Origin of the sequence: Paenibacillus xylanilyticus (assembly GCF_047246825.1) — a bacterium.
Classification (GTDB): domain Bacteria; phylum Bacillota; class Bacilli; order Paenibacillales; family Paenibacillaceae; genus Paenibacillus; species Paenibacillus xylanilyticus_B.
Genome location: NZ_JBFOLB010000006.1, coordinates 173,676 through 186,568, shown reverse-complemented (window position 1 = coordinate 186,568; position 12,893 = coordinate 173,676). Strand labels below are relative to the sequence as shown.

Genomic DNA, 12,893 nt, shown 5'->3' with positions numbered 1-12,893 from the left:
CACGAGCCGATGTGGGCATGTTGATTTTGTACTATGATTCACTTAACAAAAGAATAGGGCGGACCTGAATTGCTGCTTATGATCAAGGGGGGATTGGTATTCAACGTACAGGAGGGCTTAAAGGTTTCATTGCACTCATCATCATGTTGACTTTAATTTTGGGAGGCTGCGGGAATATGAAGGAAAGCGAGAAACAAGCGTTGTTCCAAGAGGCAGAAGCAAGTGTGGTTCAGCACTTTAAACAGAAATTTGAACTGGATGTGGTGATTACAAGCAAAGAACTTTTGCCTGAAATGGCTGTGTCCCAGATTGGTCTGAAAGGGCATGTGAAGGACCATGAAGATCAAAGTTTCGGCATATCATATGATTATAAAAAGAAAATTACCAAAAATCTGGTCATAAGCCCGGAGATTGAGGAAGCAATCAAAGCGAAAGGGCATGACCCGTACGCCAAATAAATACAGGAGGTGTAGTTGTTGAGCAAACCGCCGAATATTGATGACGAAACGTATAAAACGCTATCCGACTTAGCCTACCAGGACCAAAAAACGGGTGATAAATTAACCGAACTTCCTGGATGGGAAGTGCTTGAAGGGACTGAAAGCAACAAATTGTCCGGCTTTGACGCCGTGACATTCTATAACCCCGAGACCAAAGAGGCAGTAATCTCATACCGCGGTACAGAGGGAAGTGCGTCCTTGGACAGATCTGTTCCCGATTTTGTCATGGATGGACGGATTGGGGGCGGGGAATTAATTCGCAAGGGTCAGCAGGAGACCAGCAAATTTGTCGATAATCTTACGCCGGAATGGCTTGATAAAGGCGTTGAAAACGTCAAGGACTTTACCGGTGTTTCCAAAGTTGAAGATTGGGCCGGAGACAGAGTGCGGGATGTTGAGAACTGGGCTGGCGATCGGGTAAAAGATATTGAAAAAACGGTGTCTCCAACAGGTTGGGCCAACCAGATGTATCAGGCCGAGAACTATGCCAATCATATGCAGGATAAGCATAAGGACCTGAACTTCTCGATGACTGGACATTCCCTTGGTGGAGGGAATGCACAGTATGCGTCTGCTTACACGGGCATTCCTGCCGTGACATTCAGTGCCCCATCCGTTATGGGTAACTTGACCCCAGAGGTGCGTCGGCAGGCTGAAGCGGGTAAATTCGATGGCCAGATCACGAACTATGCGCATCCTGGCGATCTGGTGGCTAGTGGTACGCTGGGCGGATATGATCGGCATGTGGGAACAACCTATTACATCAATTCCGACTATGCTTCAGCAAACGATGGTGTTAGCGTCATAGACAAAGCCAAGAATTCATTTGGCGGTGAAAACTATCACAGCCTTGATCAATATAATTTCAAAAATGGCTATATCTCCAACGATCTGTACGATCCAATCACCGGTGAGAGAATTGGTTATTCCCCACGGCTGATGGACCACTTGAGTGGGTACAGCAAAAACCTGGGGCCTGTTTTATCGAAAACAGGAGCGGGCGGGGGAGCTGCGGGAGCCGCTTCCGGTCTGATTCAGGTAACGCCGGAAGAACTGAAAAGCGTCGCTTCCCGGTGGAAGCAGAATGCACAGCAGTGCAATGCAGAGCTGAATCAGGTTCGAAGCCGCATGGCTCAATATCTGCATACAAGCCGGAGTCGCCGATTGGAGCCCATTGTGACCCAGCTCGATGCGTCCATTAATGAATTGAGTACATGGCATATGAAGCATACGAGTCAATTCCTCGACTTCATTGATCAAAAGGCAGATGCTTTCCGCCAGGCTGATGAGAGTCCGGTTCATTTTAATTAGAAACAGGTACTGCTGACAGATCGATGATGACACGTACATAAGGGGAGGGGATAGGCGTGAGCGGACAATTGCTGGTGGAACTGAATGATCTTCGGATTGCGGAGAAAGAACTGACACGGCTGTTGGCCCAGCTGCAGGCAGATGAGCAGGAAGCCAGGGCCCTGTACGCGCGGCTGAATGACTGGAAGGGACAATCGGCCGACTACACCAGGCAGCAGATCGAAGGATTCTTCGCAGGGCTGTCCAGTCGGATCCATTCGATTGAACAGCAGAAGAAGAGCTTGCTGCAATACATTGAGATCATGATTCAAACGGACCAGGAACGTTGAACTTTCCCTAGAGAGAGCGGAAGCAGCGTCCAAATCCTTGCAAAAGGAGCCTTGGCAGATATGCCAAGGCTCCTTTGTTACATTCAAAGATATATAAAGACTAAGTATTATCTCTTTTTGCGGCGTGTAGCGAGCGCGATGCCCAGGAAGGACATGATCAGTGCCAGAATGGATACGATCAGCGTGGCCTGTTGCAGCTTCAATGTACCTGGATCACTATCGGTATTATTTGGCTCACCTGTAACCGTGTCGTTCAATGCATCGCCGAGGGTGGTATCATCGTCAGCCTTGGTAGCATTATTGTCTCCAGCGGTGGCTTCGTTATCGTTTGCATTTCCGGATGTACCTGCACTATCGTGACCGCCCGCTGCGGACTGATTGCCTGCCGCTGCAGGATCTTCACTAATGGCCGTAATACTGTGAGGTGTGCTGTCACTCGGCTGGCCTGTCCATTCTACAATGCTGCCATCGCTATAATATTGGAATGCATCCCACGCTACTTCAGTTTCTGTATCCGGATTCTGCGCAACAAAGTTAAATTGTTGGAATTGTCCAGCGAGGATACCTTCGTTATCGCCATCCACTTCCCAAGTAATCGATGTCACTTCGTTGGAGCTGTTTTTCTCTGTTGTGATTTTCCACCCAGCCAGTGGCTGATATTGCTTGAACGCCACACCTTCCGGAACCTTCATCGTAATTTTGGTTGTCGGGAGGTCCTTCTCCGAAGGAATTTTGATTGTGTACGTTTGCCATGCGCTGGTCTGTGCCGCCGACGGGCTGACTGTAACGTGGGCACTTGCGAAGCCGGCGAACAGCATGAGCGCTGCAGCACCAGCCGCTATAGTGGATGTAAGTTTGGAAGTCCAGGATGTTTTTTTCAAGATAAATTACCCCTCTCAATGTTTTGAAACTATGGATTGGCTGTGTCGATCTCGAACTCGGCGTCCAGCGAATCCAGTGACCGGGTCAGCAGGTGAACCTTAATGCTCCATCGTCCAGGCATGGAGATGTATTCTTCAGCCTGGTAGACTCCGGTATCATTTTTCGGAATGGTGACTTCATAGATACCCATATCCATATCCAGATGAGTCAGCGTTAATGTGATCTGTTCCAGATCATTCACAATGCTGCCGTCAGGTCCCTTTACGCCAACCTCAAACTGATTCTCGCCCGTTACATTCGGACTGACCTGGAGTGTGATCGCTGAGCCATCCTCCATTGTCTGTACTTCCTTGTAAGGGCCAGCAGCCTCAGGTTGTCCGGGGGACAGGTGGGTAAGAATGGCGGCCAGAGCCAGAACAACGGCACCTGCAGCCAGTTCTGCCTTAAGACTGCCTGCCAGACGGTTGCCTTTTCCGTGCCTGGCCGTGCGGGCATGACGCCAAGCGAATCCGATCATTACCAGCAGCAGGATGATCTTCGCGATCAGCACGTAACCGTATGCTGTGGTGAACAGGGATGTCAGTGCAGGTTCGGGTAAAATGACCAGACTGCTATAGATCCCTGTAGCAACAAGAGCGGCAACGGCGCCAATGCCCCAAGCAGTGAAACGACGGATGGCTCCCCAGTACACTTCTCCTCGTACTTTTGGCGGAAGTTTATCTGCGAGTGGAGGCAGACAAACCGCCATAGCCGTCAGGGCACCAATCCAGAACGCAGCTCCAATCAGGTGAACATAGTCCATGGTTATGGCGAGCACACGCTGCTCGGCTGCGGCAGGGTGGCCTGTCATGGCATGCGTTAGCAGCCAACCGAGCACGAGGAGCAGTGAACCGTAAGATGACCAGATGCGAACCTTCAAAGAACGATCCCGGTCATATCCAGACAGGATCGTGACTGCAAGCAGCATCAGAATGAGCATCTGTGCCATCCAGATTAGGCCAAAGGACGTCAGCTTCAAGGCACTGCCCATCAAAGCCCAGCTGAATTCGGTGATAGACACCCCTGACTCGTATAGGGTATTCAGCGGCAAACTGATAATCGCTGCGACAGAAGCTGCTGCATAGCTGATCCATAACAGCTTATAACTGCCGGGCACTTCCATGGGTTCTCTTGCCATGGATGCCGGAGCGATCCGGAAGAGCAGAAAGGCCAGCGTGCCCAGGATGACAGATAATCCAAGATACTGGATCCAATCGGTCAGGGACAGGATCCACTTGATCGGTCCGCCAGTCTGACTTGTGCCGGATGTCAGATCTGCCAAACCAGCAGGTGAACCGGAGGGTTCACCGATATGGAACACATAGGCTCCCTGAATGGGATGACCATCAGCCGATACAGCTTTCCAGCTGACGGCATATGTACCGTTGCCAAGTCCGGTGCGCAGTCCCGTTTCAAGAACGTGGGGACGCTCTGCATCTATCCGTACATTGCCGTCATCGGCCTGTGTACCGTCAGGGGCGGTAATTTTAATATCATAAAAGGCCGTCTGCAACGATTCATTAAACTCCAGCGTCAAACGCTCTGGAGCAGTGGCCACCTGCTCGTTCTCCCCTGGCGAAGCCTTAACAATATAAGCATGAGCTGATGCCCATTGCGGCATAACAAGACAACACAGAAGCAGGAGAGAGACCATTACGGCCCAGTGCCGTTTGCCCAATCTCATCGTAAAACTTCCTAAACTCAAAAAAACATCACCCTCGGGTTATAGAATTGTAGTTATTCTTCGGATGCCGATAACAATCTATACCATTATAACTTTGTCCAAAATAACGGCGTATGACTACATCGGGCTATAAAAAAACGATTATATTCCATGAATTGTGACAAAAGCATGAATGCTTGCTACTTGCGCAGTTTGCGTCCAGCGAGGCCGCTTTCGAGTGCATAGCGGGTCAGTTGAACCCGATTTTCGAGCTGCAGCTTCTGCAAAATATTTTTGAGATGGTTCTTTACCGTTTGATCGGAAATACCTAGCTGGTCAGCAATTTCGCGGTTCGTATAACCTGCTGATACCCATTGAAGGATCTCCAATTCCCGCGTAGTTAGCGGGTTATTCGGCACATCTTCACTGCGTGGCGCAGGGAACTCCTGCAGTATCCGGTACGCCAGTTCCTTGCTGAGCGGTGCATCATCTGACACAATGGCGCGCAGATATTCAAGCCATGTGGAGGGAGACAGGTTTTTGAGCAAATACCCTTGTGCCCCTTGCTTCAGTGCCTCGAACAGATATGTTACATCGTCCGAGACCGTCACCATAACGATGATAACGTAAGGGAAACGCAGCTTGATGAGCCGGGTAGCCTCCAATCCATCCATATCGGGCATCTGCACGTCCATCAGGATGAGATCAGGCATCCACTGTTCGGTCAGCTCCAGTGCTTCCTGTCCATTCGATGCCGTACCAATCACTTCAAACAGACGGTCTTCCGATAGAATGCTGCATATCGCTTCACGCGCATGGGCGTGGTCATCGACAACCAGTACACGTACATGTTCCATGTTAAACGTCCCCCTTACCAATCGTCATTCTTGTTAAGCCGGGTTTGGAATCCAAAGTAAAGGACCAGCCCATCTGAATGGCCCGTTCCTTCGTAATCCGTAATCCATACCGGTCCTTAAGATGCATCGGATCGCCACTGACTCCTACTCCGTTATCCTGAATGCAAACAGACCAGGAGAGGGGGTTGCCCTCTGCCTCCACCCGCACATCGGTGGCCTGGGCGTGTTTACGTACGTTAATTAAGCCTTCTCGAATACAGGCAAGGAGCTCAACTTGTTCTTTGGGTGAAAAAAAGGTACTATCCAGGTCCCAATGGATCCGGGCTCCCGGTACAGTTTCCTGAATTAATGATTCGGCCTGCTCATGTAGAGAGGCCCCTGTGAGCACGGCAGCATTCCCGGGGACATATCGCAGCTGTGCGATGGCCTGCCTGACATAGGCATTTACTTCATGCACGGTCTTGCGAATTTCCTGGATTTCATGCTCGTGGCCGCTGCCGGCCAATCCACGCTCGGCCTTATCGGTTTTGACAGACAGAAGAAAGAGCGATTGGGCAATGCCGTCATGAAGCTCGCGAGCCAGCTGGTCGCGCGCCTCAAGAGCGGCCTTGGAGGCGCGTTCCTGTTCCAGCGCTGCTCTTGCGCCTTCCAGCATCTTGAACAGACGGCTCAGCAAGGTGACGCTAACGAGGTATACGATAACGGGAGTCAGCCAATTTCCCGCATCCATGGAGAGATAGGGCATCAAAAATTGGTGACGTATGTATTCCCATAGACCAACGGTTAATGTGGGGATCAGCAGGATCATCCACTTGATTTGTTTGTAGGACATGCATCCAGAACTCCTTTGATATCGACTCTTTGTGCGAATCTATGCCCCATTATAACCCAACCTGTCCCCGGCACCTAGTCTGTAGGTCTCGAAGGATTTGTGGGTGGATCAGGGAGTATATAGAAGGATATCTAAGAACGACATGTCGTGACAGAATGTCACGGAGTGTGAGGCTTGATGTATGAGGGAGAGGGGAGCTGTGCCCGTTTTCCCTGAGGAGGAAGGTTCTTTATACTTATATAGAACGTGAATTTATGACAAACCATGTTAAGGAGTGAACGCAACAACATGAATCAAGAGGTATTGGAACGTCGTAGTGAGTTGCTCAAGAAGAATATTCATCAAATGCTTCTTCAGGACAATCAGCACGGAATCAGTCGCCAGGATAACATGTTTTTGCAGCAGATGATCAAAGAGCTGCATCAAACTTCACATGAACTGAATACTGCTCGTTAATTGGAATCGGTTCAGGAACCGCTCGGGATTTCAATGATTTATCCAACGATAAAATGAAAATGGCGCTATCCCCAATGGACCGGGGGTAGCGCTTTGGCGTTATTTAGGGATTTTGTAGTTAGGTAAACGTTAGGATAGCAGCTGCTGCGCCGTCTTCTTCTGAATGTAACGGATGAAAAGCTCCGCCAGCTCAGGGTCAAATTGGGAACCCGAACATGCCCGAAGTTCGTTGATCGCTTCATCCACGGTTTTGGTTTTCTGATACGGTCGTTCGGTGGTCATCGCATCGAATGAATCAATGACCGTCAGCATTCGGCACAAGCGGGGAATTTCACGATCTCTTAAACCGTAGGGATATCCTTTGCCGTCAAACCGCTCATGATGCAATTCAATATACGGGATCAGATCCGTGAAACGTTCGTTGGTCATCACCATTTTTTTGCCCCAGGTGACATGTCCCTTGATCGTTTCCCATTCCTCCGCAGTAAGCTTTTCCTTTTTGTTCAGGATGGACCACGGAATTTCAAGTTTACCGATATCATGGATCAGTGCACCCAGTACAAACCGCCGTTTCTCCACGTTGTCGAGCTCCAGCTGCTCGCTAAGGTCGAGGGCATATTTGTACACTCTTTTGGAGTGCTTAAATGTATCGATATCCTTGTATCTGAACAGGTTGAGCTGCTGCTCGATATCCCGCACATCCTGTACCAGATCAATCTCATGCTCCATGCCGTCATTGCTGCCATGACGGTGCACGTTGTTTTTGCCCTGTTTTTTGGCATAATAGAGTGCTTTGTCCGCTTGATCCACGAGTTGTGATTTGTTATACATATCCACCTGATATCGCGCTACACCAGCGGAGAAGGAGAGGCAGCCGTGCGGAAATACCTCGACTCCTTCAAAAGGGGTATCATTCAGCTGCTTACGCAGCCTGTTCATAAATGTATAAGCCTCGTCCAGCTCCATGCCTGGCATGAGCAGCGTGAACTCTTCACCGCCGTAACGAAACGCGGTAACCTGCGTGCCTTCCGTCTTGCGGTTGAGGAAGTCTCCCAGAAGAGCGAGCAGACTGTCGCCCTGCAGGTGACCGAAGCGGTCATTATACTTTTTGAAATCATCAATATCAATCAGTCCCAGCGATAGCGGGGTTCCTCCAGCACGGGCAGCCGCCAGTTCATTCTCCAGCATGTTTTCGAAATGGCTGTGGTTGAACAAGCCGGTTCGCTGATCCGTATTCGCTTTTTCTTCAATGCTCTGATACATCAGGAACAACTGTTTGAATGCATGGGATAACAGAATGCTGAGACTCAGATAGAGCAGCAGGCCCAGAATGCCGTTATGGATGACCAGTATGGTCAATACCAGTGCCAGTATGAGTGTACATAGATACACGAGCAGCGACTCGGTCACGAAGGCACGCTTCATCTGCTGCAGGGCATCCTTGGTGGAGAAATGAAAGAACAAGCCGAGCGTGATCGTATTAATGATGAAGTATGCTGCGAGTGCCGCAAAATAAGGCAGCAGGTTATACCCATCGAGTGTGCCCGGAACACCGCCGGTCCATATGAATACGGAAGCTGCTCCGGCTATCATAAGACTGTAGATGCTGAAATTAACGATGTGTTTCCACCAGGCAAGCTTGCGATCCTTGATTAACAAAATGAGGGAAACCGGTAACAGCACAGACAGGCTGAACGCGCCGCCGAACATGAAGATACAGGCAAGATACACGGAAGAGTCCATGGACTGCTGATTGCCTTTGGGAGGAATCTGGAAGGTGAAGTAATCCAGGATCAGCGCAGCACCCAGCATCGTATAGACCATAACCCATTCCCCCGTGGAGAGGTGCAGGTAAGATAACTTGTTCATATACAGAAAAATACCGATGCCTGCGCAGCTCAGCAAAACAACGTACATGCTGCTTCGGTCTGCTTTATGGATAAGGTTACGAATAAAGTTCATAAAAATTCTCCTGCTTGGTTTAGTCGGCTCTTGATGTATAGATATCGGTTTGTACTATATAGATGTATAACATAACAAGTTACTTCGCAAAAATCCAGAAAGAAAAAACAGGCCGCTGGCAGCCTGTTTGTCTTGGTTGGCGAGTATGTACTAGCCGCCCAGCTTGTATCCCGAAGTCAACGCGACAACGACAGAAGCTACGATGATTGCATTGATGACGATTCGGGAATATTTAATGCCTTCGAATTTTTTCATGGAAAAGACCTCCCTTCCTTGGAGTCTGTCCTTATCTCTTCAGGCCGGATGGATGCCGCTGGCGGTACAGCCTTGCCGGAACGATTCACCATCATGTACTGGATAAACAGGAATATACCAATGTTCATGACCACATCGCCGATGCTGATCACCTGGGTCCGCGGGTAGGGGCTGGAGAGCGGGATGATATCGCCCAGGAAGGAAAGGTGGGTAGATGCATCCATCATATAGTGTTTCGATACCGCTCCACCTTCGCGAAGCATGTCCACATAATAAGGTCCAAGTACAGCGGAAGCCTCCACGGAAACAGGCATGCGTCCACCATTCACCGCCATGACGATAAAATTGAGGAACACGCCGATCCAGATCAGCGTAAAACCTCGGTGATGTCGGTTCAGCCACAAAAAGGCGAGACCTGTGACGTAAACTGCCGCAAAAAGGTACCCATTAATGGATGCAATCCAGTCCAGTCTCTCCTGCAAGAAAAAGATAAGGAACTGGGCAAGCAGTAAAAGGGGAAAAATCCACCCGCCGCGAAGTTGAAGTGTTGCGAACTGATGGAGACCATACCGGTACCCGCCCCGGAACAGTCCAATGATCAAACCGAGCAGAATGCCGTCATATACCATGATTAACTCCTGTCATACAGTTATGTTTGATTGCGGTCTCTTATTGTTGTACCTATGTTATTCGACCTTTTACTGGTAAATCCTTCAAAGAGATGTTGATTTTTAAGAAGAATTTTGCAAAAAAATAAACGAAAAGCCATCTTTACGAAACAACGGATGAATTTCATCGTGAAGTTCGGTAAAAATGGCTGTTTATACGCCAAAATACGAGAATATTTAAGGTGAAGCTAATTCTATTACTCCGATTCCCCGTTCAGATAATTGAAGAATGGCTGATCCACCCAGAAGTTGTAACGGGTAATGTCGGCGTTGGGAGCAAGTTTCCGGAAACCTTGCTGGATTGCTGAGGCATTCTCCTTCAATGAGAAGGATTGTGCATAATAGTTGCCGAGTGAGATTTTGTTGTTGGTAATAACGGGATAGTCCTGAATAGCTGTCGGTGAATAATACAGCGGCTGCCACCAAGAGGCATGAATGAGAGCAGAGGCATCGTCACTGTTCTTTTTGGCGTACTTTAGAATAATGTCGTTGAAGCGGGTTTTGTCCGCCGTGTTGTTGAATTCAAATTGAATGTCATATTCCTTGGCATAAGCAATATAATTGCCGTTCTCAATTTGGGTTACTTTGTAATCCGGTGTTTCTCTGGGCTCGCCCCATTCCTTCAGATAAATGAAGGCAGATGTCTTCGGCTGGAATTGCACATCGGCGTCAATGCCCTCGCTCCGAAGCAGACCGATCAATTGTACGGCGTGTTTGATGTCGTCATGTCCGTAAGTCAGAGTCAGCTCATCAATAAAGTTGGAATCGAAGCGGCTGTCCTTCAGGTTGTAACCTGTAACGAGGTCATCCCGGAGCGCCTGATCCACAATCTCTCTTAATTCTGGTGCTTCAATCAGATCCGCTGTGCGATAAGCGGCATATAGTTTCGAATAGATATCGGCATCGCCAGAGCGCCCAATCTCATGCTTGTATTTCCCCTGACTGGTCAATACCCGTCCAAGCAGGATGTTGGCAAAATCGGAACTTGCCGCGCCGCCCTTGCGCAGAGCAGGGTACAGACTTTCCGGAATCAGGCCGGTATCAATGGCGGCAGCGAGCTCCTGAGCAGCTTGGCCTTGGAAGCGGCCGGGGCTAATGCCGAGCTTGGTGAGAGCCTTTGTTGTTTTTTCTTCAGGGTATGTATACGCAAGTTCCTTGAATCCCGCTGCCTTGACGGCGATGAATACGGCAGCATAGGTGCTTAGGTTGTCATCAGCACGAACTTCCGTTCCGGACAGGACACCATTGTTATGTAAGGTAACAGCTGCATCATAAGTTGAATCTCCCGAGCTCAGATCGGTAAAGGCAGGAACCTTGGTCTGACTGTCACTGGTTTCTTCCGAAGCTTCAGCAGCTTGCTCCCCTTCAATAATGGCTGCTATGGCCTGAATGAAATCACCCTTGGTTAACTGCTGCGGCAATTGGATGCCGTACTTGGCTTGCAGAAACTGGGCGTAATCAGCCGCACTCTCGGTGTATACAGATGGAGTTGGAGATACGGTTGCTTTTGCAGTCTGTGATACAGATGGTGTGACGGGTGAAGCAGATGCTGCGGAAGCAGAAGCAGGCAAGCTGAGGCTTCCGATGGTAACCGGAGCGGCGAGCAGGGCCGCCAGTGTGAACTGGGTGATCTTTTTCAAATGAATAGCCTCCTTAATATGTGGTTGGAAAATGAAGTGGTTTGCGCTATAATTCTGACAAAACCGATAAGGATTTAATAATTGGATTGACTTTAGCATGGAGAAGCTCTTCATGTCAACGGAAAAAAGCCTGTTATAAAGCGCTTTCCAGAGCATCCCGGCATGCAAATAAACAATTATATTTAATTTGAGTCTTTGTGCTCAAAGATTTATTGACAAGGATCGACAGTATCCGCTAGGATATAAAAAAAGAATGTGGAAAAGGGGAATTTTCAAAATGAAAAGAGGCTTATCGTTCGTCTTATCGATCATCATGTTGGCAGTTTTGTTGGCGGCTTGTGGGACTTCGGCTTCCAAAGACGAACAATCGGCCCAAGGTGGCGAAAGTGAAAAATCACTGCGCATGGCACTCGTACTTCCTGAAAAAATCGGGGTAAACCCGTTCTTTGTACAAATGGATGAAGGTTTCAAAAAAGCAGGTGAAGAGTTTAAGGTAGATACCAAAACGATTGAATCCACAGACCCGGCAGCATTTGAGCAAAATCTGCGTGCTGCGGTTGCGGAGAACTATGATCTAATTATTACGGCAACATTCCAGGCAGAAGATGCACTGAAAAAGGTGGCTGCCGAGAATCCGGACAAGTCCTTTGCCATCGTGGATACAACGGTTGATCTGCCGAACGTACGCAGCGTTGGTTTCCGTGAATATGAAGGAGCGTACCTGCTTGGTGCGGCTGCCGGACTGTCCACCAAAACGGATAAAGTCGGCATGATCGCAGCGATGGACGTTCCATTGATTAAGAAATATACCGAAGGTTTCAAAGCAGGTCTGGAATCCGTTAATCCGGATGCAGAATTCCTCGTAAACTACGTTGGTGGATTCAATGACGTAGCCAAGGCGAAAGAGCTGGCTTTGGTTCAATTCGGCAAAGGTGCTGACTTCATCGCTGGTGCATCTGCTGTAGGCGACCTTGGCGTATTTGAAGCAGCGAAGGAAAAAGGCTTCTATACTTCCGGCCAGGATACAGACCGTACCGTTGAAGATCCGGAACATATCGTATTATCCCAATTGAAATCAACAGATACGGTTGCTTATCAAACCGTGAAAGATTTTGTGGAAGGAAACTTCCAAGCAGGCGCTGTAAACTACGGCCTGAAAGAAGATGGTGTTGGTTTGACTTTCGTTACACGTGATAGCGAGTCCGCACTGAGTGATTTTGTTGGACAAGAGGTTATCGACAAGGTGAAAGCAATCAAGGATGATATCGTATCCGGCAAAATCGTTGTGAAAGATCCATTGCAACAATAGCATTGATTGTTTCATGGAATTGTAATGATCAGCCGGCTGCCCGATCAGGCAGCCGGTTTTGCTGCTATTAAATAACCTATATATGTTCAACTAGTTTACAAGACAACGGCAGAGGACAGAAAAAACCTGAAGAAGCGGAGCGTTCGTGTTTATCTGCGGATTTTCCCTTTTAAAAAGGAATCAAAAAATC

General features: G+C 48.8%; 12 protein-coding genes. 5 read left to right on the top strand and 7 right to left on the bottom strand.

Going from position 1 to position 12,893, the window contains the following annotated elements:
- Positions 1-176 precede the first annotated feature (176 nt).
- Genes AB3N00_RS25965 through AB3N00_RS25955 form a run of 3 tightly spaced genes read left to right on the top strand, consistent with a single transcriptional unit; the run spans position 177 to position 2,140 of the window.
- A complete protein-coding gene (locus AB3N00_RS25965; RefSeq protein ID WP_413037150.1) occupies positions 177-458 on the top strand; it encodes a hypothetical protein in 282 nt (93 codons plus the stop codon).
- 18 nt (positions 459-476) lie between these two features.
- Positions 477-1,811, top strand: coding sequence for a hypothetical protein (locus AB3N00_RS25960; protein ID WP_413037149.1), 1,335 nt, complete (start codon positions 477-479; stop codon positions 1,809-1,811).
- A 56-nt stretch (positions 1,812-1,867) separates the two neighbouring features.
- Entirely contained in the window at positions 1,868-2,140 is a 273-nt protein-coding gene (locus tag AB3N00_RS25955) for a hypothetical protein (RefSeq protein WP_413037148.1), read from the top strand.
- Positions 2,141-2,247: 107 nt separating this feature from the next.
- On the opposite strand, the gene AB3N00_RS25950 is transcribed toward AB3N00_RS25955, so the two are convergent.
- The 4 genes from AB3N00_RS25950 to AB3N00_RS25935 form a co-directional block, all read right to left on the bottom strand.
- On the bottom strand, positions 2,248-3,021 hold the full coding sequence (locus AB3N00_RS25950; protein ID WP_413037147.1) for a YcnI family protein: 774 nt from the start codon (positions 3,019-3,021) through the stop codon (positions 2,248-2,250).
- 29 nt (positions 3,022-3,050) lie between these two features.
- Positions 3,051-4,745, bottom strand: coding sequence for a copper resistance protein CopC (locus tag AB3N00_RS25945; protein WP_413037146.1), 1,695 nt, complete (start codon positions 4,743-4,745; stop codon positions 3,051-3,053).
- 179 nt (positions 4,746-4,924) lie between these two features.
- Positions 4,925-5,581, bottom strand: a complete 657-nt coding sequence (locus tag AB3N00_RS25940) for a response regulator (protein ID WP_175395871.1) — start codon at positions 5,579-5,581, stop codon at positions 4,925-4,927.
- Position 5,582: 1 nt separating this feature from the next.
- Positions 5,583-6,413 carry a sensor histidine kinase gene (locus tag AB3N00_RS25935; RefSeq protein WP_413037145.1) on the bottom strand — a complete coding sequence of 277 codons (831 nt, stop codon included), beginning with the start codon at positions 6,411-6,413 and terminating at the stop codon, positions 5,583-5,585.
- A gap of 288 nt (positions 6,414-6,701) precedes the next feature.
- Here AB3N00_RS25935 and AB3N00_RS25930 point away from each other — a divergent pair, with 288 nt between their 5' ends.
- Entirely contained in the window at positions 6,702-6,869 is a 168-nt protein-coding gene (locus AB3N00_RS25930; protein ID WP_175395869.1) for a hypothetical protein, read from the top strand.
- Positions 6,870-6,998: 129 nt separating this feature from the next.
- Here AB3N00_RS25930 and AB3N00_RS25925 read toward each other — a convergent pair whose 3' ends face one another.
- The 3 genes from AB3N00_RS25925 to AB3N00_RS25915 form a co-directional block, all read right to left on the bottom strand.
- Positions 6,999-8,831, bottom strand: a complete 1,833-nt coding sequence (locus AB3N00_RS25925) for a diguanylate cyclase (protein ID WP_413037144.1) — start codon at positions 8,829-8,831, stop codon at positions 6,999-7,001.
- 251 nt (positions 8,832-9,082) lie between these two features.
- Complete coding sequence (locus tag AB3N00_RS25920; RefSeq protein ID WP_413037143.1) at positions 9,083-9,715, bottom strand: DUF5317 domain-containing protein; 633 nt, start codon at positions 9,713-9,715, stop codon at positions 9,083-9,085.
- Between the two features lie 236 nt (positions 9,716-9,951).
- Positions 9,952-11,394, bottom strand: coding sequence for a hypothetical protein (locus AB3N00_RS25915; protein WP_413037142.1), 1,443 nt, complete (start codon positions 11,392-11,394; stop codon positions 9,952-9,954).
- Positions 11,395-11,671: 277 nt separating this feature from the next.
- Between AB3N00_RS25915 and AB3N00_RS25910 the strand changes: the two genes are divergently transcribed.
- Entirely contained in the window at positions 11,672-12,703 is a 1,032-nt protein-coding gene (locus tag AB3N00_RS25910) for a BMP family lipoprotein (RefSeq protein WP_413037141.1), read from the top strand.
- The last annotated feature ends 190 nt before the right edge of the window (positions 12,704-12,893 follow it).

Excerpts from the sequence above, each read along its gene's own strand:
- AB3N00_RS25945 (WP_413037146.1), bottom strand. The coding sequence starts at position 4,745 with ATGAGATTGGGCAAACGGCACTGGGCCGTAATGGTCTCTCTCCTGCTT.
- AB3N00_RS25930 (WP_175395869.1), top strand. The coding sequence starts at position 6,702 with ATGAATCAAGAGGTATTGGAACGTCGTAGTGAGTTGCTCAAGAAGAAT.
- AB3N00_RS25925 (WP_413037144.1), bottom strand. The coding sequence starts at position 8,831 with ATGAACTTTATTCGTAACCTTATCCATAAAGCAGACCGAAGCAGCATG.
- AB3N00_RS25965 (WP_413037150.1), top strand. The coding sequence starts at position 177 with ATGAAGGAAAGCGAGAAACAAGCGTTGTTCCAAGAGGCAGAAGCAAGT.
- AB3N00_RS25935 (WP_413037145.1), bottom strand. The coding sequence starts at position 6,413 with ATGTCCTACAAACAAATCAAGTGGATGATCCTGCTGATCCCCACATTA.
- AB3N00_RS25910 (WP_413037141.1), top strand. The coding sequence starts at position 11,672 with ATGAAAAGAGGCTTATCGTTCGTCTTATCGATCATCATGTTGGCAGTT.
- AB3N00_RS25940 (WP_175395871.1), bottom strand. The coding sequence starts at position 5,581 with ATGGAACATGTACGTGTACTGGTTGTCGATGACCACGCCCATGCGCGT.
- AB3N00_RS25920 (WP_413037143.1), bottom strand. The coding sequence starts at position 9,715 with ATGGTATATGACGGCATTCTGCTCGGTTTGATCATTGGACTGTTCCGG.